19 protein-coding genes are annotated in these 21,919 nt (G+C 36.0%); 11 read left to right on the top strand and 8 right to left on the bottom strand.

What is annotated here, in order from left to right; all coding sequences use genetic code 11:
* Positions 1 to 11 precede the first annotated feature (11 nt).
* Both M2139_RS08760 and M2139_RS08755 read right to left on the bottom strand, forming a co-directional pair.
* On the bottom strand, positions 12 to 677 hold the full coding sequence (locus tag M2139_RS08760; RefSeq protein WP_280738471.1) for a hypothetical protein: 666 nt from the start codon (positions 675 to 677) through the stop codon (positions 12 to 14).
* Between the two features lie 69 nt (positions 678 to 746).
* Positions 747 to 1,658, bottom strand: coding sequence for an ABC transporter ATP-binding protein (locus M2139_RS08755; RefSeq protein WP_280738472.1), 912 nt, complete (start codon positions 1,656 to 1,658; stop codon positions 747 to 749).
* Between the two features lie 212 nt (positions 1,659 to 1,870).
* Between M2139_RS08755 and dinB the strand changes: the two genes are divergently transcribed.
* The 3 genes from dinB (at position 1,871) to M2139_RS08740 (ending at position 6,742) form a co-directional block, all read left to right on the top strand.
* Complete coding sequence (gene dinB, locus M2139_RS08750) at positions 1,871 to 2,992, top strand: DNA polymerase IV (protein WP_280738473.1); 1,122 nt, start codon at positions 1,871 to 1,873, stop codon at positions 2,990 to 2,992.
* A gap of 233 nt (positions 2,993 to 3,225) precedes the next feature.
* Positions 3,226 to 4,182, top strand: coding sequence for a hypothetical protein (locus tag M2139_RS08745; RefSeq protein ID WP_280738474.1), 957 nt, complete (start codon positions 3,226 to 3,228; stop codon positions 4,180 to 4,182).
* Positions 4,183 to 4,315: 133 nt separating this feature from the next.
* Complete coding sequence (locus M2139_RS08740) at positions 4,316 to 6,742, top strand: DNA translocase FtsK (protein WP_280738475.1); 2,427 nt, start codon at positions 4,316 to 4,318, stop codon at positions 6,740 to 6,742.
* A gap of 61 nt (positions 6,743 to 6,803) precedes the next feature.
* On the opposite strand, the gene M2139_RS08735 is transcribed toward M2139_RS08740, so the two are convergent.
* The 3 genes from M2139_RS08735 to M2139_RS08725 all read right to left on the bottom strand — a co-directional run bounded on the left by M2139_RS08735 (position 6,804) and on the right by M2139_RS08725 (position 9,499).
* Positions 6,804 to 7,319 carry a TetR/AcrR family transcriptional regulator gene (locus M2139_RS08735; protein ID WP_280738476.1) on the bottom strand — a complete coding sequence of 172 codons (516 nt, stop codon included), beginning with the start codon at positions 7,317 to 7,319 and terminating at the stop codon, positions 6,804 to 6,806.
* A gap of 279 nt (positions 7,320 to 7,598) precedes the next feature.
* On the bottom strand, positions 7,599 to 9,284 hold the full coding sequence (locus M2139_RS08730; protein WP_280738490.1) for a ribonuclease J: 1,686 nt from the start codon (positions 9,282 to 9,284) through the stop codon (positions 7,599 to 7,601).
* Between the two features lie 2 nt (positions 9,285 to 9,286).
* Positions 9,287 to 9,499: a DNA-directed RNA polymerase subunit epsilon gene (locus tag M2139_RS08725; protein ID WP_280738477.1), complete on the bottom strand. Its 213-nt coding sequence runs from the start codon at positions 9,497 to 9,499 to the stop codon at positions 9,287 to 9,289.
* A gap of 827 nt (positions 9,500 to 10,326) precedes the next feature.
* Here M2139_RS08725 and M2139_RS08720 point away from each other — a divergent pair.
* Positions 10,327 to 12,057 (top strand): ABC transporter ATP-binding protein, encoded by a 1,731-nt coding sequence (locus M2139_RS08720; RefSeq protein ID WP_280738478.1) that lies wholly within the window; start codon positions 10,327 to 10,329, stop codon positions 12,055 to 12,057.
* Positions 12,054 to 13,823: an ABC transporter ATP-binding protein gene (locus M2139_RS08715; RefSeq protein WP_280738479.1), complete on the top strand. Its 1,770-nt coding sequence runs from the start codon at positions 12,054 to 12,056 to the stop codon at positions 13,821 to 13,823. The genes M2139_RS08720 and M2139_RS08715 overlap by 4 nt, the downstream gene beginning before the upstream one ends.
* 83 nt (positions 13,824 to 13,906) lie before the next feature.
* On the opposite strand, the gene M2139_RS08710 is transcribed toward M2139_RS08715, so the two are convergent.
* Together M2139_RS08710 and M2139_RS08705 are read right to left on the bottom strand one after the other, a co-directional pair.
* Complete coding sequence (locus tag M2139_RS08710; protein ID WP_280738480.1) at positions 13,907 to 14,890, bottom strand: aldo/keto reductase; 984 nt, start codon at positions 14,888 to 14,890, stop codon at positions 13,907 to 13,909.
* A gap of 306 nt (positions 14,891 to 15,196) precedes the next feature.
* A complete protein-coding gene (locus M2139_RS08705) occupies positions 15,197 to 16,057 on the bottom strand; it encodes an SDR family oxidoreductase (protein WP_280738481.1) in 861 nt (286 codons plus the stop codon).
* Positions 16,058 to 16,195: 138 nt separating this feature from the next.
* On the opposite strand from M2139_RS08705, the gene M2139_RS08700 reads away from it, so the two are divergent.
* Both M2139_RS08700 and M2139_RS08695 read left to right on the top strand, forming a co-directional pair.
* Positions 16,196 to 16,753, top strand: coding sequence for a TetR/AcrR family transcriptional regulator (locus M2139_RS08700; RefSeq protein ID WP_280738482.1), 558 nt, complete (start codon positions 16,196 to 16,198; stop codon positions 16,751 to 16,753).
* Between the two features lie 104 nt (positions 16,754 to 16,857).
* Positions 16,858 to 17,346 carry a gamma carbonic anhydrase family protein gene (locus M2139_RS08695; RefSeq protein ID WP_280738491.1) on the top strand — a complete coding sequence of 163 codons (489 nt, stop codon included), beginning with the start codon at positions 16,858 to 16,860 and terminating at the stop codon, positions 17,344 to 17,346.
* Positions 17,347 to 17,414: 68 nt separating this feature from the next.
* Here the strand turns inward: M2139_RS08695 and clpP are convergent, their stop codons facing one another.
* Positions 17,415 to 18,008: an ATP-dependent Clp endopeptidase proteolytic subunit ClpP gene (clpP, locus tag M2139_RS08690; protein ID WP_280738483.1), complete on the bottom strand. Its 594-nt coding sequence runs from the start codon at positions 18,006 to 18,008 to the stop codon at positions 17,415 to 17,417.
* A 326-nt stretch (positions 18,009 to 18,334) separates the two neighbouring features.
* On the opposite strand from clpP, the gene M2139_RS08685 reads away from it, so the two are divergent.
* From M2139_RS08685 to hflX, 4 genes are read left to right on the top strand one after another with little or no spacing between them, the layout of a single operon-like run.
* Positions 18,335 to 18,862 (top strand): hypothetical protein, encoded by a 528-nt coding sequence (locus M2139_RS08685; RefSeq protein ID WP_280738484.1) that lies wholly within the window; start codon positions 18,335 to 18,337, stop codon positions 18,860 to 18,862.
* A gap of 27 nt (positions 18,863 to 18,889) precedes the next feature.
* Positions 18,890 to 19,609 carry a glycerophosphodiester phosphodiesterase gene (locus tag M2139_RS08680; RefSeq protein ID WP_280738485.1) on the top strand — a complete coding sequence of 240 codons (720 nt, stop codon included), beginning with the start codon at positions 18,890 to 18,892 and terminating at the stop codon, positions 19,607 to 19,609.
* A complete protein-coding gene (miaA, locus tag M2139_RS08675; protein WP_280738486.1) occupies positions 19,602 to 20,516 on the top strand; it encodes a tRNA (adenosine(37)-N6)-dimethylallyltransferase MiaA in 915 nt (304 codons plus the stop codon). Before M2139_RS08680 ends, miaA begins: the two co-directional genes overlap by 8 nt.
* Positions 20,517 to 20,550: 34 nt before the next feature.
* A complete protein-coding gene (hflX, locus tag M2139_RS08670; RefSeq protein WP_280738487.1) occupies positions 20,551 to 21,777 on the top strand; it encodes a GTPase HflX in 1,227 nt (408 codons plus the stop codon).
* Positions 21,778 to 21,919 lie beyond the last annotated feature (142 nt).

Here is a 21,919-nt window from a genome sequence, read left to right as displayed (position 1 = left end):
GGGACTGTTTTTTAGTTATTTTGTTTCTGGAAAATTCGGCTGGCTAACAGGCTGGTAACGATAATAAAACCAGCTGCTATTAGATATTTTTCATTAGTATTTTTTGCTGCCAATTGGATATTGCCAGCAAAATCAAAATAAGTCAAAAATGAATTTTGAGTAATTCTTGTTGCCAGAGCTAAAAATAGAAAAAGTACAAGGGTCAAAAGAATAGTAGTTACACGACTTTTACTGATAATTAATAATAAATATGCGAAAGAAAAAATTGCTATTAAAAGCCACCATTGATGGATAAAAGCTAATAAATGCTGGCTGAAAAAGGTCATCGTCATTTTTCCAAAACCATATCTTAAAGTGACTATTAGTAAATTAGTAATTTCCAGTAGTGCTAATTGTAAAAAGGCAAAAATACTAAAAACTAAAAATTTAGTATAAAAGATTTTCTTGCGAGAAAAATCACTTACTAAAATATTTTTTAAAGTCCCTTTAGTAAAATCGGTGCCAATGACTAAAAGGAATAAAGGGAATAGATTGAGAAAATTAGCACTACTAATGGAATTTTGTAATGCATCTACACCGCTAATTGGATTGAGAAGTTCAACCGGCTTACTTGAATTAATTGTGATATAAAAACTAGCAGCATTAAATAAATAAAACCAGTTTAAAATAATTAACATGAGTTGGCTTAACCAAAAAGAACGACTATGAATTAAACGATAACTTTCCGCACGTAACATATTGAGCATTTATTTTTCGCCCCCTAATAAATTCATTAATTCTTTAAAGTAATCTTCCAAGGTTTGCCCTTCTTTATAAATTTCTGCCACCTTAACACCAGCTATGACTAAAGCATGATTAATATCAGCTGTAGCTAGTTGTAAATCATAAATATAAATTTGATTTTCAGAAATAACTTTATAATTGTTGATTCCAATTGTTTGCAAAACAGTGGTGGCTTTAGCAATATCATTCACTTGGAGCTGAATTAATTCTTGGCTGGCTTCAATAAATTCGTTTTTTGAGATTTCTTGAAAAATTTGGCCTTCATTAATAAAACCAAAGCGGGTTGCAACATGAAAAAGTTCATCTAAAACATGACTAGAAATTAAAATAGTCATGTTTTTTTCTTGATTGAGTTTTAATATTAGTTTTCGGAAAGTAACAATTGCCATTGGGTCAAGGCCGTTAGTCGGTTCATCTAAGAGCAATAAGTCCGGTTTCTTTAAAAGAGCAATTGCTAAACCAAGTTTTTGCTTCATTCCCAAAGAGAAATCTTTGAATTTCTTTTTAGAGTCAGCTGTTAAATCAACTAATTGTAATGTTTCTGCAACTAGATTTTTATCAATAAGCCCCCAAAGTTTACAATAATAATGAAGATTTTGGCTGGCTGTCAGTTCATTAAAAGCCGTTGGTGTTTCAACTAAGCAGCCTACGCGTTTTAAAGTTGCGGGTGAAGCAGGTTGATTGAATAAATGAATATGACCAGCTGTAGTAGGTAAAAGACCAGCGATTGTTTTTAATAAGGTAGTTTTTCCGGCACCGTTGCGACCGATTAAACCGTAAATCTCACCTTGCTTAATATTCAAATCAATATTTGTTAGTGCCTGCGTGTTACCAAATTTTTTGGATAATTGCTGAATGGCTATAATATTTTCCATAAATGCTCCTTGTCTTCATATCAAAATTAACCTTAACTTGCTAAATTTATTTTGTCAAACAAATTTAAATAGCGGCTTAACTGTTTATTAATTATTTCTTAACTAGTGTTAAAATAAGGATATATAACTAGTTAATGCTAAAAACTGGAAAAGAACGCTTGTTCGATGTATAATAGAGAGTAATAATTTTTTGGTAGTGAAGAGGTGAGCAGATGGTAGACTTACAATTTCCTTTAACTAATGATACCTCTCGCAAGATTATTCATATTGATATGGATGCTTTTTTTGCTTCGGTGGAAGAACGAGATGATCCTAGTTTAGTGGGGAAACCATTAGTGATTGCTCGTCATCCTAGCGATACGGGTGGTCGTGGGGTGGTTACGACAGCCAATTATATTGCTCGCCAATACGGTATTCATTCAGCGATGAGTGCTCAGAAGGCTTACGAGTTATGTCCTAAAGCTATTTTTAAAGATGGTGACCGGCAAAAATATCAAGCTATTTCCACGCAAGTCCGGCAAATCTTTCATCGTTATACTGATTTGGTTGAACCAGTTTCAATTGATGAAGCTTATTTAGATGTTACCGAAAATAAAATTGGTAGCAGCTCGGCGATTAAAATTGCTCGCTTGATTCAATATGATATTTGGCAGGAACTTCATCTAACTTGTTCCGCTGGTGTCAGCTATAATAAATTTTTAGCAAAATTGGCTTCGGATTTTGAAAAACCTAAAGGCTTAACTTGCATTGTGCCTGAAGAAGCAGAAGCTTTTTTAAAAAAGTTGCCAATCGAAAAATTTCATGGTATTGGTAAAAAAACTGTTCCTAAAATGCACGAGTTGGGGATTTTTACTGGTGGCGATTTATATGAAATCTCCGAAATGGAATTAATTCGGCGCTTTGGCAAAATGGGCTATTCTTTATATCGAAAAGTCCGGGGGATTCATCTTTCGCCAGTTAATATTGAACGAGATCGTAAATCTGTTGGTAAAGAGCATACTTATGGAAAGGTTCTAAATACAGAAGATGAAGTTTTAAGTCAATTGCGTCTATTAGCAGAACGAGTGGCTAACTCTTTGATGAAAGAACAAAAGCATGGTAAGACCGTCGTTTTAAAAGTCCGCTATACTGATTTTACAACAATCACGAAACGCCATACTTTAAAAGACTATCTTTATCAAAAAGAAAAGATTTTTTCTGAAGCCAGTTTGATTTGGGAAGAAGTTTTAGGTCTGGAAAAAGGCATTCGCCTCTTAGGAATTACTGTAACTAATTTAGATCCGCTGACTTATGAGAATATAACTTTGCCCTTATGGAAAAAAGATAAGCGCTAAAATAAGCGTGTAAGCTTTAAAATGAATAAACTGCATAAAGTGTTTTGGTTTAAAAATGGCTATTTTTGGATAAAAAGCTTGGAAAACGTTAATTTATCAGTCATTTCTTAATATATCTCACTTTTTTGTAATAAACTGTAATCTATTTGAAAACACTATCGTCAATTAAACTTGTATAATAATAAGCGTTGGTCGGTTAAATTGTTTTTTTAGTTAAAGATGAGAGGTGCTAGATGAAAGGAAAGAAAGGGTTCTTTCTGCTGGTGGTGTTACTTTTTGGTTATTTTGTAAAAAGTATAATTGTAACAGCTGAAACTTTGGATGAGTTAGTCCAACAAGAAACACAGCTAACCAATCAAAGTCAAGATATATCAGTTCAGATGGAAGAAGCGGTCACGCAATCTGAATTGACTTTCGGGGAGATTGAAGAGTTATCTAATCGGATTGATGAAAATCAACAGCGATTAATGACAATTGAAAGCGAAATTAGCGCAACACAAAGTAATATTGATGCTCGGAAAAATTTGCTAGGGGAGCGAATGCGAGCGATTCAAGTGAACAGTGCTAGTCAGTGGGATTTACAAGCTTTAATGGAATCCGAAAGCATCACCGAATTTATAAATCGTTTCTATGTAATGAGTCTATTGCAAGAAGCGGATTCACAGAAGATTCAAGATTTAAATAGCGAGCAAAGTGCTTTAGAAATTTTGCAAAATGAAGCAATTACAACTCAAAATAATTTGGCTGTTGATCGCGAAATGTTGTCAGCTAAATCACAAGCGTATTTGACACAAATTGAAGAATTGAAACGTCAATATGCAGGGAATCAAGAACTGTTAGCAACACTTTTAGCAGAAATGCGTTCAGAAGAAGAACGCTTAGCAGCCGAGCAAGCCCGTTTAGCTGCCAATCCGATTGGTCCTGATATGTCAGAAGCAATTTATGCAACGGTGACTGACCCAGCTGAGTTACACGCTAAAGAATGGATTGCTTATCATGAGTCAAGAGGTTTATATGATGTGTATTCCGTTAGTGGTGCTCACTATGGCAGATATCAGTTAATGCTGACATATTTAGAGGGGGATCTTTCTCCTGAAAACCAAGAGCGTACGGCGGATGCTTATGTAATCCAGCGTTACGGTTCTTGGGTGATAGCTAAAAGTTTTTGGGAAGCTAATAATTGGTATTAAGGAAAAAAGCGGGGGAGACTCCCGCTTTTTTGTCATTGATTAAAGTTTTAAATTGATAAAGCTTCAAAAAAGAACTTTTGTTCACTGCCTTTTTTTTGTATAATAAAGAGGTGATGAAATGAGGGGAAATAAAATGGCTGGACAAACACGTTCAAAGAAAAAAAAGAAAACGAAAAAACAACAGCAACAACAAGAACAGCTAATGATCATCCTACTAGGAATAGGATTTATTTTTTTGTCAGGGATTAGTTTCTTCAAACTAGGATTTTTAGGGCGCTTAGTGGCCAATGGTTTACGCTTGATTAGTGGCAATGCTTATCAAATATTAGCGATTGGAATTGCTATTTATGGCATACTATTGATTTTTCAAAATAGCAAGTTTTATATAAAAAAAGTTCGCCGAGTAGTGGGCTTAGTCGTTTTATTTTTAAGCTCTTTACTTTTTTTACATATGCTATTTTTAGGTAAAATAAACTATGATGCTGGGATTATCAAAGCGACTTGGGATTTATTAAAACAAGATATTAGTAAAAATGTGATTGAAACTAGTGTCGGTGGTGGGATGATTGGTGCTGTAATTGCTCAATTAACTAATTTTTTAGTTGATCGAGTGGGCAGTTTCATTATTGCTGTACTATCGTTTATTGCAGGGCTTTATTTAGTTAGCTCGATTGAAGCACAACAAGTCATTGATTTTTTCCAAAACTTAAATACGAAGTTTCAAACATCAATGGCTGCAAAAGCTGAAAGAAAAGAGCAACAAGCAAAACAAGCTGCCAAAGAGCAAAAAATGGCAGCTATCGAAAAAGCTCCAGTTCCTGAAGAGGACTTTGAAGCTGTGGAAGAAGAATCGAAACCAAATTGGATGGAGCGACAAAAATCTAAAAAACTAATGAAACAACAAGCCGAAGAAGCTCTAGCAGTTCAACAAGAGACTGTTCAGCCGGATTTTGTGGAAGAAGAACGTTCTGTTCAGATTGATATGTTTCAGTCGGTAATCGAACCATTGGTGCCACCAGTAGCAGCGGTAGATCCTTTTGAAACACCTGAATTAGATAGCAGCGAAGGGGACTTGGAATTTGAAATTCAAGCAGAACCTGAAGATCGTGATTACGAGCTACCAACAGCTGATCTCTTAGATTCAATTCCAGTCACAGATCAAAGTGATGAATATCAAAAAATCGAAGAAAATATCAGTATTTTAGAGCGAACTTTTGCAAGCTTTGGTGTAGATGCTAAAGTAGTTAAGGCCAGCTTGGGTCCTTCCGTAACGAAATATGAAATTCAACCTGCGATTGGTGTTAAAGTTAGTAAGATTGTCAGTTTAACTGATGATATTGCTTTAGCGCTAGCAGCAAAAGATATTCGGATGGAAGCACCGATTCCAGGAAAATCATTAATTGGGATTGAAGTACCAAATCAAACGACAAGTATGGTTTCCTTTAGAGAAGTGATTGAAGCGCAACCTTATCATCCTGATAAATTGTTAGAAGTACCGTTAGGTCGAGATATTTCTGGTATGGTTCAAGTCGCTGATTTATCAAAAATGCCTCACTTACTAGTAGCTGGTTCCACTGGTAGTGGGAAATCTGTGGCGATTAATGGGATGATTACCAGTATTTTAATGCGGGCAAAACCTAATGAAGTTAAAATGATGATGATTGATCCGAAAATGGTGGAATTAAACGTTTATAACGGCATTCCGCATCTGTTAACACCAGTGGTTACTAACCCTCGTAAAGCCGCTCAAGCTTTGCAAAAAGTGGTACGAGAGATGGAAGAGCGCTATGAGAAATTTGCGGCGACAGGTGTCCGCAATATTACTGGTTATAATGAATTAGTAGCGAGAAAAAATCTGGAAATGGGTGAAAATCATCCAATTTTACCATTTATTGTAGTGATTGTTGATGAATTAGCCGATTTAATGATGGTAGCCAGTAATGAAGTGGAAGATGCCATTATTCGTTTGGCACAAATGGCACGGGCTGCCGGGATTCATATGATTTTAGCAACGCAACGTCCAAGTGTCGATGTTATTACCGGGATTATTAAAGCCAATGTTCCTTCACGAATGGCTTTTGCTGTATCTAGTGGTACCGATTCACGAACAATTATTGATGGCAATGGGGCTGAAAAATTATTAGGTCGCGGCGATATGCTCTTCTTACCAATGGGTGAAAATAAACCGATTCGGGTGCAAGGTGCCTTCATTTCTGATCAAGAAGTAGAGCGGGTAGTAGAATTTGTTACCGATCAGCAACAAGCGGAGTATCAAGAAAAAATGATGCCAACCGATGAAGTGGAAGTCAGCAATAATCCTAGCGAATATCCGCAAGATGAATTGTTTGAAGAAGCTAAAAATTTAGTAGTGGAAATGCAAACAGCTAGTATTTCTTTATTGCAACGGCGTTTCCGGATTGGTTATAATCGGGCAGCTCGATTAGTAGATGAATTAGAAGCCCAAGGCGTCATTGGTCCTTCTGTAGGGAGTAAGCCCCGGGAAGTTTATCTGCAAGCCGCAATTGGTGATGATGAGCTAGATAATAATTTAGAAAGTTAAATAAGAAAAAAGCTTAGGCCAGGATTTCTTGATAGAAATCCACCTAAGCTTTTGTTTTTAATTATTTGCTACTTACTAATAAATGTTCACAATTTTCTTGCGGCATATCTTGATTAGTTTGTAGTGTTAATCTCCCGATAGTGTAATACCAAAATAATTTGAAAGTTGAATCTTTCTTTTCTTGCGGCATATCTGCATAATCAGAATCTTTCATAACCTTTTCGAAATGATTCCGAATGTAGTTTTCAAGATACTCACTACATTGATTATCTTCAATAAAGAAGCGCTGAAACTCTTTTGGATATTTTTTGCTATAAGCCGCAATTGTATGAGAAAGAGCATCTAAGTCGTCAATTGGGTGTTTTTTGAAGAAATTTTCGACTTTTTGAATGATAAAGACACAAAGACTGTCTTTAAATTCTTTAAGATTTTCAAATTCTCGATAAATCGGTTGCGTAGAGCATTGAATTTGTTTAGCGACATTGCGAGCGTGAAAATGTTTAAAACCGTCATTCACGACTAATTGATAAGCACCATGCAACAAATGTTCCCTATAAATCTTTTTCGTTCTAACCATAATAAACTTCTAACCTTCTTTCCAACCAAAAAATAAATAACAAAACAGTATTTTTCATAAGCAGACTCATTTTACTACATTATAACATTATTTTTTTTCAAAAAATGACAAATTAGCCGTTTTATCATTTTTTGAGACTGGTAGATAAAAAAAAGAGAGTAAGCATTTATAAAAGAGCGAAAAAGAAACAATAAATAAAAAAACGACAAAAAATAAGTAGCTAATCAGGCTTGATAACACAAGTTTTTGATTAACTACTTATTTATTTTTTTTAATTAATTAATTAGCCGTTTCGTCAGGCGTCATAATCATTGATAAAATCATTGGCTGTCTTTGTGTTCGTTCAAATAAGAACGGTTGAATAGTTGCTGTCATAACTTCTCGCAATTTATTTTCACTACAATCTGGTTCCAATAAAGCTTCCCGCATAGTATTGAATAACAAACGTTGTCCTTCGTTAATCAATTCGCCAGATTCTCGCATATAAACAAAACCGCGTGATAATAAATCAGGACCCGCTAAAATTTCTTTTTTCTCTAAATCAACGGTAGCCACCACTAAAACTAAACCTTCTTCAGAAAGAATACGGCGGTCGCGTAAAACGACATTACCAATATCCCCAATGCCATTACCGTCAACATAAACATCGCTGGCATTAAAATGACCAGCTAAACGGGCACTTTCAGGGGTTAAAGCTAAAACATCACCATTACCCATTATGAAAGAATGGTCCGTTGGAATACCTACATCAGCAGCTAGTTGCGCGTGGATTTTAAGCATTCGATATTCGCCGTGAACAGGCACGAAGTATTTCGGTTTCATTAAGCGTAACATTAATTTTTGTTCTTCTTGGCCACCATGACCAGAAGTATGAATATTATTAATTTTACCATGAATAACATTGGCACCAGCTTCAGATAATAAGTTGATTAGCTGATTTACACTAGTTGTGTTCCCAGGAATCGGGGAGCTAGAGAAAATTACAGTATCATCTGGTTGAATTTGAATTTGACGGTGAGTTCCGTTGGCAATCCGACTTAGAGCGGCCATTGGTTCACCTTGTGAGCCAGTACATAAAATCATCGTTTCATTGGCTGGCAATTGATTTAATTCATGGGCATCTACAAAAGTTCCATCAGGCACTTTGATATAGCCTAAGCGTTGACCATTAACGATGGCATTTTCCATACTACGACCAAAAACGGCTATTTTACGTCCGGTAGCAACGGCAGCATCAGCGGCTTGTTGCAAACGAAAAATATTTGAAGCGAAACTTGCGAAAATAATACGACCATCAATTTTTTCAAAAATCTTTAAAATTGAAGAGCCAATCGTTTTTTCTGATTTTGTAAAAGTTGGCACTTCAGCATTGGTACTATCAGATAGTAAACACAAAACGCCTTCTTCACCAATTCGCGCCATCTTATGCAAGTTAGCGGGTTCGCCAACTGGGGTAAAGTCAAACTTGAAATCACCAGTGGCTACAATATTGCCAGAAGGTGTTTTAACGACAACTCCTAGCGCATCAGGGATACTATGAGTGGTTCTAAAGAAACTAACGGCAGTTTTGCGGAAACGAATTACAGTATCTTCATTGATTTCATGTAAGTCAGCATCTCGCAATAAGCCATGTTCATCTAATTTATTGGTAATTAAAGCTAAAGCTAATGGACCGGCGTAAATCGGAATATTTGCTTGCTTCAATAAGAAGGGTACGCCACCAATATGGTCTTCGTGACCGTGGGTAATTACTAAAGCTTTAACTTTTTGCAGGTTATTCACAATATAGCTGTAATCAGGAATCACATAATCAATTCCTAGTAAATCATCTTCGGGAAACTTTATCCCAGCATCAATAATAATAATTTCGTCTTGAAATTGTACACCGTAAGTGTTTTTACCGATTTCTCCAAGTCCGCCAAGGGCGAAAACGCCCGTTTCATTATTTTTTATAGCAGGTTTCATCATTAGAAGCTCACCAATTTAAAGTCAGCATTTTCTTTTTCATATTCCAAATGGTTGCCTTCTAAAGCATGAACAAATTCAATGTTATATTCAGTGTTGTCTTCTACTAATTGACGAGCAGCGACTTCTGATTCTGCTTCAATATATAATGCTTGTGTTTCTTCACGTTTTGGGTTGCGGTCTTTTACTTCTTGATATAAAACTTTATAAATCATATTTTCTTTCTCCTCTGTAGAATAGTAGGCAGCCAGAGCTGATACTATCTTTCTTTTTTTAATTTTAAAGCATAATGCTTTTAATGTAGTTGTTAATCTGGAATTTTGCACACAACAAAATGAGCGACAAAGGAACGCTTTTTTCGCTAAAAAGGAATCCGCTATGTCTGATTAATGGGTTAAATCACATACTCCTAAAGCTTCAGCGTTAGGAATAAAAGAAAGTCTAGTCATTACTTTCTCATTGCGTTGTGGAACAATTCACCGAACGTTGTGTTGTCGTAACAACAATTAAAAATATTCTATCACAGAATTGAAAATAAGTATAGAAACTAAATACGAGTTGTTAAGAGAACTTACCGAAAAGGCGGTAGATATAATAAAATTTTAATAATTTCTGTTAAAAGTAGTCAAATTATCAAGTGAATAAAAAAGGGGGGATTACAGGGATTTTCGTAAGAGAATTGATTTATAAAATTCTTTCATCAATTAATAACAATTTCAAAGATTTTTTTGTCATGATTTTATGTTTTTTTTACTTTGTTTTTTTTAAAAGTAAGTTTTTTACTTACTAAGCGTTGAATTTTAAATAACCAAAACGAAAAAAAATTACCATTTATCTGTATCTTGTGTTATAGTGAATCTAATCGAACTTTTTTTGCAAGCAAGCTTTGAAAACGCTGAAATTTTTATGAGTAGTTTACTATTAATTTAGTAGATTAAAGTAGAAAAGGCTATGTTTTTAAAGCTTTTAATCAGAGTTTAGTGAATTAGAAAATAATATATTTTGTGAGGAAGTTCAATTTTTCAAGGAGGAGCAGTAAAGAATGAAATTAATGTGGCACTATACCATGCGCAATAAGAAATTGCTGCTTGGCGATTTTATTTGCGTATTTGGATTTATTTTAATTGAATTAGGATTGCCAACTATTTTAGCGCGCATGATTGATGTGGGGATGCGCAACAATGATTTTGATTTCGTGAAGCAACAAGGTTGGTTAATGCTGGGGATTGTTTTACTTGGGGTGATTATGAATATTGGTTTAGGTTATTTTAGTGCAAGAATAACTACCAATATTGTGGAATCTATTCGTAACGAGTTATTTGAAAAAATTCAAACCTATTCTCATTTGGAATATGAGCAATTAGGGGTATCTTCTTTAATTACCAGAACCACTAATGATGCTTATCAAATTATGTTGTTTATGCAACAAATTTTGCGGATGGGTTTTATGACACCAATGATGTTTTTTGTAAGTTTATATATGGTGGTCCGCACCAGCCCGTCATTAGGAGTGTATGTTTTAGCAGCTTTACCAGTATTGTTGATTTCCGTGATTATTATTGGTAAAAAATCTGAACCACTATCTAATGGGCAACAAAAGAATTTAGATGGTATTAATGGAATTTTGCGAGAAAATTTATCAGGCTTGCGAGTGATTCGCGCCTTTGTTAATGAAAAATTTGAAGAAGGTCGTTTTGCTAAAGTTAATGAAGCTTATACCAAAAGTTCACAAAAGCTCTTCTATTTAATGGCAGTTGCTCAACCAGGCTTTTTCTTCCTATTTAATATTGTCATGATTTTAATTATTTGGAGTGGTACCCTGCAAATTGATGCAGGTGCGTTGCAAGTCGGCGATTTAATTGCTTTTATCGAATATATATTCCATGCGCTATTTTCATTTATGCTATTCGCCAGCGTTTTTATGATGTATCCAAGAGCAGCCGTTTCTGCTCGGCGGATTCAAGAAGCAATGGATGCTACGCCGCTAATTAAAGAAAATCCGGAGGGCGTAACAACTACCGCAACGAAAGGTTATTTGGAATTTAAAAATGTAACCTTTGCTTATCCTGGCCATACCGAAAGTCCGGTGATTCGCAATGTTAGCTTTACAGCCAAACCGGGAGAAACGGTGGCTTTCATCGGGAGTACTGGTAGTGGTAAATCCACGCTGATTCAGTTGATTCCCCGCTTTTATGATGTTAGTGATGGGGCAGTTTTGGTTGATGGGGTAGATGTTCGTGATTATAGTTTAAAAGCTTTGCGAAATAAAATTGGTTATATTCCTCAAAAAGCGATTCTCTTTACCGGTACGATTACTGATAATTTACGTTATGGGAAAGAAGACGCCACGCAAGCCGAAATGGAGCGGGCTGTCGATATTGCCCAAGCAACTGAATTTATCAGTCAAAAAGCTGATGGCTATGATGAATTACTTTCAGAAGGTGGCAGTAACTTCTCTGGAGGACAAAAACAACGTTTAGCGATTGCCCGAGCAATTATTCGTGAACCAGAGATTTATGTTTTTGACGATAGCTTTTCTGCGTTAGATTATCAAACCGACGCTAAATTGCGGGCGCGTTTGAAAAAAGAAACCACTGAGTCAACGGTTTTAATCGTGGCACAGCGGGTGGGCACAATTATGCACGCCGATAAAATTATTGTATTAAATGAAGGCGATGTTGTTGGTCAAGGGACCCATAAAGAATTGTTGGCAACTTGTCCGATTTATCATGACATTGCGGCTTCACAGTTATCAGAGGAGGAATTAGCATGAAACAAACCATATCCTCTTTAAAACGCTTGTGGACTTACCTTAGAACTTATCGTTTTACCTTTGCGTTGGTAATCTTTTTTACCGTTTTAACGGTAGCTTTTAACGCGGCGTTGCCGTATGTTTCGGGTTTACCAACAACGGAAATTATGAAAAATGTTAAAAATGGTGAGCCTTTAAACTTTGACTATGTAATTAAATGTTTAGTTTGGATTGCTGTGGTAGGCTTTGGTTATTGTGGCGCCCAGCTACTTTCCGGCATTTTAATGACGAAAGTCGTTCAACAAGCAATGAAAGATTTAAGAAGAGATATTACTGAAAAAATTAATCGCTTGCCCGTGTCTTATTTCGATACCCATCAACAAGGAAATATTTTATCACGGGTAACCAATGATGTGGATGCTGTCAGTGGCGCGATGCAACAAGCCTTTATCAACATTGTCAGTGCTGTTTTAGGGATTATCATGGCTGTTGCGATGATGTTTTATATTAATCCTAAAATGGCGTTAATTTCGTTAGTGATGATTCCAGCTTCGATTTTAATCTCACGAACAATTGTAAAAATTTCCCAAAAATATTTTCAAAATATGCAAAATGCTTTGGGAGATTTAAATGGATTTGTGCAAGAAAATATGACTGGTTTTAGCGTTTTAAAACTTTATGGGCGGGAAAAAGAAACGTTAGAAGGTTTTAAAAAGGTTAACCGTCGTTTGCAACACTATGGTTTCCGTTCTGGATTTATTTCTGGTTTAATGATGCCGTTAGTTTCTTTAACAGCCTATCTTACTTATATAGCGATGGCAGTATTGGGTGGTTATTATGTGATTGCAGGCGTGATTGTTGTCGGACAATTGCAAGCTTTTATTCAATATATTTGGCAAGTTAGTCAGCCAATGGGGAATATTACACAACTATCTTCTGTGCTACAAAGCGCAGCGGCTTCAACGCAACGGGTTTTTGAAATTTTAGATGAACCTGAAGAAGTGCAAAATGAAGTTGATACACCTTTACCAACTGATTTAGCGGGGAATGTTGTTTTTGAAAATGTTTCTTTTGCCTATGACCCTAAGAAACCATTGATTCAAGATTTGAATTTTGAAGTTAAAGCCGGACAAACGGTTGCGATTGTCGGACCAACGGGGGCAGGTAAAACAACTTTGATTAACTTATTAATGCGTTTTTATGATGTCAATCAAGGGGCGATTAAAATTGACAGCATTGATACAAAAGCCATGAACCGTAGTGAAGTTCGTTCCGTTTTTGGAATGGTGCTACAAGATGCTTGGTTATATGAAGGCACGATTGCTGAAAATATTCGTTTTGGTAAACTAGATGCTACTGATTATGAAATTGTTGATGCAGCGAAAACCGCTAATGTTCATCATTTTATCAAAACAATGCCTGATGGTTATGATATGATGATTAACTCAGAAGGGGATAATGTTTCCTTAGGACAAAAACAATTATTGACGATTGCCCGGGCGGTTATTTCTGATCCAAAAATTTTAATTTTAGATGAAGCGACTAGTTCGGTCGATACCCGTTTAGAAGCTTTAATTCAAAAAGCGATGGATCGTGTAATGGAAGGTCGCACAAGCTTTGTAATTGCGCACCGGCTTTCAACTATTCGTGAAGCCGATTTGATTTTAGTGATGAATCAAGGCCGGATTATTGAAAAAGGAACCCATCAAAGCTTACTCGCTGAAGGTGGTTTCTACGAAAAACTGTACAACAGTCAATTTGCCGAAGACGGCGATTATGAAGAATAATTTGATGTAAATAACAGCCTGACTGTTAGCTCATTTTAAAAGAGCTAACAGTCAGGCTGTTTCTTTATTAAAAATAAGTTGTTTTACCAGTTTGGATGGACTTGCTTACGAATATATTGATCGTAGATTTTTTTCACACCAGTCATTTGCGCTGTAGTCAAATCAGGAATTGAGGCAGCTGCCACATTTGCAATGACTTGTTGATTGTTGCTGGCGCCTGGAATCACAGTAGTAATGGCGTCGTGCATCAGAATCCATTTTAAGGCATAAGGAATTAAGTTATCTGTTTCAAAGAGCGCCTTTAACTCTGCAACTGCTTGTAGCCCTAAATCATAATCAACGCCTGAGAAAGTTTCACCTTTATCAAAAGCTTCACCGTTGCGGTTAAAACTTCGATGGTCATCTTTGCCAAAAGTTGTTTGCGGGGTATATTTTCCTGTTAAAAGACCACTAGCTAACGGAACCCGAGCAATCGCGCCGATATTTTCAGCTTTCAATTTTGAAAATAAATCTTCAGCGGGTTTCAAACGGAACATATTAAAAATAATTTCGACTGCCGCAATTGGATAAATGGTAGCATCCAGTGCTTCACTGACTTTTTCTACGCTGACACCATAAGAAAGAATTTTACCTGCTTGTTGCATCTTATCTAATTTCGTAAAAATAGCATCTTTTTTGTAAACAGAACTAGGTGGGCAATGAAGTAAAAGCATATCTAACTTTTCAATTTGCAGACGTTTTAAACTTGCTTCTGCAAATTTTTCAATTGCTTCCGGCGTATACATTTCTGCAGTATGGGGATTAAGCCCACGACCACACTTAGTTACAACAAAAAAATCAGTGGCGTTATTTTTCATAAACTGACCAATGGCTTTTTCACTTTCACCATCGTTATAAATATCGGCGGTATCAATGAGATTGATATTATTTTCATAAGCCGTCTGTAAGATTTTTTCAGCTTCTTTTTCGTTGAAAGGATCGCCCCATTTTGTACCAAGTTGCCAAGTACCTAGTCCGATTTCTGAAACAGGTTGATTAATTTGTTTAAAAACTCTTTTATTCACCATTTTGATGCTCCTTGTTCATATTGAAGTATTAATTTTTCTGAAGAAAAATTAGTCTGATTTTAACGCTGTATATCATTCCACTAACTTGATAGTTTAGTAAGTGGAACTGACATCCTTGTTCATATTAGGAAGTTAATTTTTACCATAACATAATATTTGATAAGACTTTTCATTACAAAGTATAGCAATCGGTAAAAGCTACGTCAATAAGGTAAGCAGGGATTAATAAATAGTAAAAACCTCTTAGTCAGCTGATTAAGAGGTTTTGCTAATAATATGCTACAGTTATTTATGAAAAAGAACTTGTTAGATGTCATCTGCATCCGTAGCGTAAGCTACTTCTTTTTGTGCATCCAGAGCAGCTAATTTTTCTACAAGACTGGCACGGATCTTTTGGTAGGCATCACTATTTAACGCTAATCGTAAGGGACCATCGCCTAAATCAACACGTTTAATAATTTGATGCGCCATCTTATCAGGATCGCCAATCACCATTTTTTTAAGTAAGTTAGCATCCATACCAGGAACTTCACCTTTCATCATGCTGACTACTTTACTAGTTTCCGTATCTTGATAGGCTGCAAGCGGTTCTCCAAATACACCATTACCAGCAACGAAATTTGTTCGGATTCCTCCGGGTTGCACGATGATTGTTTTTATATTGAAGGGAGCAACTTCCTGAGCTAGTGCTTCAAAAGCACCTTCAACCGCCCGTTTCGTAGAGCTATATAAACCCATTGCTGGCGTCGAATAATGCCCAGCCATACTAGATATTTGTACAATTTGCCCGCCATCTTGCTCACGGAAAAACGGTAAAAAGGTGCGGGCGGTGCGCAATGATCCGAATACATTGGTAATAAATTGTTGTTCAATCTGTTCGTCACTGGCTTCTTCAACACCACCATATAAAGCATAAGCTGCGTTATTAACTAATACATCAATTGTTCCTAATTCGTTAAATGCTTGCGTTACAACTTCACTGATTTGTTGAGGGTTAGTTAAATCTAAGTTAGCTTGCCATAATTGAGCACCGTATTGCGCTTGTAAATCATCTAATACGCCAGGTCGACGGATGGTGGCGGCAACACGGTCACCTCTTTCAAGTAACTGTTGAATAATACAAGTTGCTAAACCGCCTGATGCTCCAGTAATAAACCATGTTTTCATTAATATTTCCTCCAATTTTTTATTTAAATTTAAATAGCTGTTGCACTTGTAACGGCTATTTGAAATGTAGTATAATTTAGTGACTAAGCAATTACAAGGGAATAGAAGGTAGCTGTTACAAAAGGAGCGAAATTGTTCATGGCTAATACGTATAATGTTGAGCAAAATAAAATTACTAAAGAAAGTATTTTTATTGCACTTATGTCTATCATGGAAAAAAAGGATTTTAAAAATATTTCAATTACCGAAGTTACTAAAAAAGCTGGCGTTTCTCGCATGGCTTTTTATCGAAATTATCAAATCTTGGAAGATATTCTTACAGAGCATCTCGAAGCGCTTTTTATGGAGTATGCTGCTCTTTTGGAGTCAAAAGAATTTAGTAATTATGAAATGACTCGTTTGTATTTTTATTGTTTTAGGCAACATCAATTTTTTATTATTAATTTACTTCGTTCTAAAATGAATCAACTCATACTTGATCAATCAGTGGGGTTTCTCGATGAATTTTCAAAGTCTATAGTTTGCACAATAGATTGTACGCCGGAATTCGAAAAATATAATATTCATTTTATCGCAGGTGGCATTCTTAATGTTTTAATAGCTTGGTGTATGAATGGTATGGAAGAAACAGATGAACTGATGGCAGAACTAGTTTGTGAGCGACTAACCCCGCATATTATTGGGATTTCGGCTTAATCTTTAAAGCAGTTTATTTTTAATGAAACGGTTGTTAAGAGGAATTTTGGTGACGTATAGTAGTTTTAATCATTAGCTATTTATAAATGAACAGGAGGATTATGATTATGAGATTTATAGCAAAAAGTGCGGATGTTGTTGGCGATGTAACTTTAGGTGATGAAGTTACGATTTGGTATCAAGCCGCTGTGCGTGGTGATGCCAATTGGATTAAAATCGGTGATCGTAGCAATATTCAAGATGGTTCGGTGGTGCATGTGGATTTAGATGCACCAGTAGTGATTGGCGAGGATGTAACGGTGGGGCATCAATGCGTGATTCATGGTTGCGAAATTAGCAATGGGGCGTTAATCGGTATGGGGACGACGATTTTAAATCATGCGATAATTGGTGAAAATGCCATGATTGGTGCCGGTTCATTAGTTACTGAAGGAAAAGTCATCCCAGCGAATACGTTAGCTTTTGGGCGTCCTGCAAAGGTGATTCGCGAGCTAACTCCTGAAGAAATTGCTAAAAACCATGCTAACTCTCAACATTATGTGGAAATGGGGCAACTACATGCTGTCGGCAAATTTCAACGAATTACTGAATAATAAAAAACCTCTTAGCAAGCTCTGATTAAAGCGCATGCTAAGAGGTTTTTTATTTCAGATTATTAAACTTATTTTAAAGTGCTGCTGTTAACCATTACTTCATCAATTAAACCGTATTCTTTAGCTTGTTCAGCTGTCATGAAATTGTCGCGATCTGTATCTTTTTCAATCACTTCAATTGGTTGACCAGTTTGTTCAGCTAAAATGCGATTTAAACGTTCTCTTGTTTTCAAAATATGGCGTGCTGCAATTTCAATTTCAGTTGCTTGACCTTGAGCGCCACCAAGAGGTTGGTGAATCATGATTTCAGCATTTGGTAAGGCGAAACGTTTGCCTTTGGCGCCAGCGGTTAATAGGAAGCTACCCATTGAAGCTGCCATACCTAAAACGATTGTTTGAACATCGGCTTTTACAAAGTTCATTGTATCGAAAATCGCCAATCCAGCTGAAACGCTACCGCCTGGTGAGTTAATATAAAGATAGATATCTTTTTCAGAATCTTGCGCATCTAAAAATAGTAACTGAGCAATGATTGAATTGGCTACATCATCATCAATCGCTCCACTTAGCATGATAATGCGGTCTTTTAATAATCGAGAGTAAATATCATAGGCTCTTTCCCCACGAGATGATTGTTCGATAACTGTTGGGATTAAATTCATAAATTTTTCCTCCTAGTTTGTTTCAAATTATTAATCTGATTTTCACTGTGCGAAAGCATTCAATTTGGGAAGAAAAAACATCCTAGCTGTTTAGCGCTACAAGTGAAAATTTGCAAATTATATCTAGAGATTAGTTTAACATAATTCTCTAAAAAGTAGTATACTATTTTGGTCAATAAAGGTCAAAGGAAAAGCTCTCTTTTTTATATCATAATTTAATTTTTGCTCAGTTTTCATAAATTAGTAAATGAAGTGTAGTTTAGCTATCTCAACGAGGTGAAGTTATGCTATCATATAAGAAGGAAAATTTTCAAGGAGGAAGCAAGATGTTGGATATATTAATTCCCTGTATTGCAGGTTTAATTGGCGTTATTATTGGAGGAATCATTGTGGTGGTGGCCTTTAACTTAAAAACCAAATATGAGGAGAAAAAACAACTACGAAATCAAGAGTTGATGTTTACCGTTAAAGAAATTGAAACTTTAAATTTATTAAATGCTAAAATTAATGATATTTTACAAAAAGGTTTGTTATTAAAACCTGAATATGTGAGTTTTGATGCTTTTGATGATTGTTATGTGCCGATTGATGATTTTGTTTATTTGAAATCATTTGCTTCACAAAACAATTTTTATTTGCCAACTTATTTAATAGAAGAGTTTTTCAAAAATATCTCTCATCGCCGGGTGATTTTATCACCAGATGAAACGGTGCGATTAGGTGGTTATACTTATACGGGTGGCCGAATTATTTTAGAAACATTTTCTGATGAATTAGTCAGCATTATGGAAGAAAAAAAACGTCATATGAAGGCTTTAACGAACCAACCTTTAAGTTATTTTTTGAAAGACTAACTAAATCTGTAAAGGGATGTGATGAAAGTGACGAGAATTTTTGCGCATCGTGGGAATAGTAGCTGTTTTCCCGAAAATACCTTACCAGCATTTGAAGATGCCGTTAAACTTGGTGCTTCAGGAATTGAGCTTGATGTTCATTTAACAAAAGACGCCCAATTAGTAGTTATTCATGATGAAACGCTAGCGCGAACCACCAATGGTCGTGGTTGGATTAAAGACTTAACATTAGTCGAAATCCAAAAATTTAATGCGGGTGGAGAAATATCAACGAAAGTGCCAACCTTAACCGAAGTTTTAAGCTTATTGGTCAAATTAAATTTTACTGGTCAACTGAATATTGAAATTAAAACCGATATTATTCATTATACAGGCATTGAAGAACAGTTAGCTGAAGTGTTGCAAAGTCAAACTTGGCCTTTTAGTTTAGTTATTTCCAGTTTTTATTTTCCGTCTTTAGAGAAAATGGCCAATTTGATGCCTACGCTTGATTTGGCTTATCTTTTTGTAGATGAAATGAAAAAAGCCCAATTAGCTGAAAAGAGTGCCTTTATTTCCGCTTTACATCCGAAAATCTCTTGGGTTATTCAGCAAGAAAAAAATTTAGCAAATTACAGCAAACCGATTCGTCCTTGGACGGTTAATAAAGAGGAACAAATGACTTTTTGTTTTCAACAACAAGTAGCCGGCCTTTTTACTGATTATCCCCAAAAAGCTATCAAATTAAGTGAGGAATTCAATGGATAAAGTTTTAGTGATTGTCGGTCCGACAGCAGTTGGCAAAACCGCTTTAAGTATTCAACTGGCGAAAAAATTCAATGGTGAAATTATTAGCGGCGATTCCATGCAAATTTATTGTGATTTGAATATTGGGACCGCTAAAGTTACTGCAGCTGAAATGGCAGGAGTTCCGCATTATTTAATTAATGAACGAAAAATGGATGAAAACTATTCAGTTGCTGATTTTCAAGCATCAGCCCGTCAAAAAATTCAAGAAATTAAAACTGCCGGTAAGTTGCCAATTATCGTCGGTGGTACCGGTTTGTATATTCAAGCTTTATTATATGATTTTAAACTTGGTGGAAAAGAAGAGTTAGCAGACCAAGAATTACGAGCAGATTTAGAAAAATTAGCTGCTGAAATTGGTAATCAAGAACTATGGCAATTGCTGCAAACTAAAGATACTTTAGCGGCCAGCAAAATTCATTTTAATAATCGAAAAAAAGTCATTCGCGCTTTAGAAGTTTTTGAAAAAACGGGTCAAAGTATTTTTACACCCCAAGAAGAGCCACAAGCTTTATATGATTACTTGATGATTGGCTTAAATACACAACGAGAATTGTTATACAATCGCATTAATCAGCGGGTTGATTTGATGTTAACTGAAGGCTTATTAGCTGAAGCTGAAAGCTTAGCGCCACATCCTGAATATCAAAGCGCGCAAGGCATTGGCTACAAGGAATTTTTTCCGTATTTTGCTAGCGAAGCAACTTTAGAAGAGGCTGTTGAACAAGTGAAGCAAAACTCACGGCGTTATGCTAAACGCCAATTAACTTGGTTTCGTAATCGTAGTCAAGCCCAATGGTTTGATTTAGTGACCCCACAAAATGATTTGGCAGAAATTGAACAGCTGGTTAACGACTGGCTGAAGTAAAATAACTATATAAATTAGGTAAGGAGGTGTTTTTTTGGAAAAGGTAATTATTGTAGGGGTTGAAACCTTAGCTAACAGTCGCACTTTTCGCGAGTCGATGGCGGAGCTGATTAGTTTGACAGAAACAGCAGCTGGTGAAGTGGTCTATTCTTTAATTCAGAAAAGAACGCAAGTTGATCGTCAAACCCTAATTGGTAAAGGGAAAGTTGAAGAGTTAACGCAGTTAATTGATGCTTATGAAGCAGATTTAGTTATTTTCAATCATGAATTAACACCCCGCCAAAGCCAACTAATTAGTGAAGCTGTCGGTGTACCAGTCATTGATCGGGTGCAGTTGATTTTAGATATTTTTGCTTTGCGGGCACGCTCCCGTGAAGGCAAGCTACAAGTTGAATTGGCGCAATTAAATTATCTGTTGCCACGATTAGTGGGGCAGGGGAAACATCTCTCCCGTTTAGGTGGAGGGATCGGAACCCGAGGACCTGGGGAAACGAAACTAGAAACCGACCGGCGCCATATTCGTAATAAAGTTGCGATTATTAAAAAAGAATTAAAAGAAGTAGCGGCACATCGCATCAGAAGTCGTGAGAAACGCCGCCATAGCGAAGTTTTTCAAATTGGTTTACTTGGCTATACTAATGCTGGTAAATCAACGATTTTAAATCTTTTAACCGATGCGGAAACTTATGCGCAAGATCAGCTTTTTGCTACTTTAGATCCTTTAACAAAAAAATGGCAATTACCACAAGGGATGGAAGTAACTTTAACTGACACTGTAGGCTTTATTCAAGATTTACCAACGCAATTAATTGACGCCTTTCAATCAACTTTAGAGGAAAGCAGCGAGGTGGATTTATTACTACATGTGGTTGATGTTAGCTCGCCAGAACGGCAACAGCAAGAGATTACTGTTTTGCAACTCATGAAAGAATTAGCAATGGATGATATTCCAGTTTTAACGGTTTATAATAAAGCGGACCAATTAAATGGTGCTGAATTTGTACCAACACTATTTCCTAATGTTTTAATTTCAGCTAAAACCGAAGCGGGGAAAGTTGATTTAACAGCAGCAATTCGCCGTCAGCTAATGGAAATTTTAATCCCTTATCAATTAGAATTAGCTATTTCTGAAGGTAAAAAGTTAAGCCAGTTAAAACGGCAAACGCTAGTTTTGCAAGAAGAATTTAGAGAAGCTAGCAACGATTACTTAGTTAGCGGTTTTGCAGCTAAAGATTCTCGATGGTTAGCATTAGAGAACTAAAATATGAAATGATGTAACCTTTTCTCTTTGAGAAAAGGTTTTCTTTTTTTATTGACTTTAGTCAGTTGAGTGAGTGAAACGAGCGAAACAGAAAACCACCTGCTATGCGGGTGGGAAACAAAAGGTTATACCAAAAAGTCCC

Origin of the sequence: Enterococcus sp. PF1-24, assembly GCF_029893325.1 — a bacterium.
Lineage (GTDB): Bacteria > Bacillota > Bacilli > Lactobacillales > Enterococcaceae > HY326.
The sequence above is the reverse complement of the archived record's forward strand: the minus strand, read 5'-3'. Positions and strand labels throughout refer to the sequence as shown.

Excerpts from the sequence above, each read along its gene's own strand:
- dinB (WP_280738473.1), top strand. The coding sequence starts at position 1,871 with ATGGTAGACTTACAATTTCCTTTAACTAATGATACCTCTCGCAAGATT.
- M2139_RS08715 (WP_280738479.1), top strand. The coding sequence starts at position 12,054 with ATGAAACAAACCATATCCTCTTTAAAACGCTTGTGGACTTACCTTAGA.
- M2139_RS08730 (WP_280738490.1), bottom strand. The coding sequence starts at position 9,284 with ATGAAACCTGCTATAAAAAATAATGAAACGGGCGTTTTCGCCCTTGGC.
- miaA (WP_280738486.1), top strand. The coding sequence starts at position 19,602 with ATGGATAAAGTTTTAGTGATTGTCGGTCCGACAGCAGTTGGCAAAACC.
- M2139_RS08755 (WP_280738472.1), bottom strand. The coding sequence starts at position 1,658 with ATGGAAAATATTATAGCCATTCAGCAATTATCCAAAAAATTTGGTAAC.
- M2139_RS08735 (WP_280738476.1), bottom strand. The coding sequence starts at position 7,319 with ATGGTTAGAACGAAAAAGATTTATAGGGAACATTTGTTGCATGGTGCT.
- M2139_RS08685 (WP_280738484.1), top strand. The coding sequence starts at position 18,335 with ATGTTGGATATATTAATTCCCTGTATTGCAGGTTTAATTGGCGTTATT.
- M2139_RS08705 (WP_280738481.1), bottom strand. The coding sequence starts at position 16,057 with ATGAAAACATGGTTTATTACTGGAGCATCAGGCGGTTTAGCAACTTGT.
- M2139_RS08700 (WP_280738482.1), top strand. The coding sequence starts at position 16,196 with ATGGCTAATACGTATAATGTTGAGCAAAATAAAATTACTAAAGAAAGT.
- M2139_RS08745 (WP_280738474.1), top strand. The coding sequence starts at position 3,226 with ATGAAAGGAAAGAAAGGGTTCTTTCTGCTGGTGGTGTTACTTTTTGGT.
- M2139_RS08725 (WP_280738477.1), bottom strand. The coding sequence starts at position 9,499 with ATGATTTATAAAGTTTTATATCAAGAAGTAAAAGACCGCAACCCAAAA.
- clpP (WP_280738483.1), bottom strand. The coding sequence starts at position 18,008 with ATGAATTTAATCCCAACAGTTATCGAACAATCATCTCGTGGGGAAAGA.
- M2139_RS08720 (WP_280738478.1), top strand. The coding sequence starts at position 10,327 with ATGAAATTAATGTGGCACTATACCATGCGCAATAAGAAATTGCTGCTT.
- M2139_RS08740 (WP_280738475.1), top strand. The coding sequence starts at position 4,316 with ATGGCTGGACAAACACGTTCAAAGAAAAAAAAGAAAACGAAAAAACAA.
- M2139_RS08760 (WP_280738471.1), bottom strand. The coding sequence starts at position 677 with ATGTTAATTATTTTAAACTGGTTTTATTTATTTAATGCTGCTAGTTTT.
- M2139_RS08710 (WP_280738480.1), bottom strand. The coding sequence starts at position 14,890 with ATGGTGAATAAAAGAGTTTTTAAACAAATTAATCAACCTGTTTCAGAA.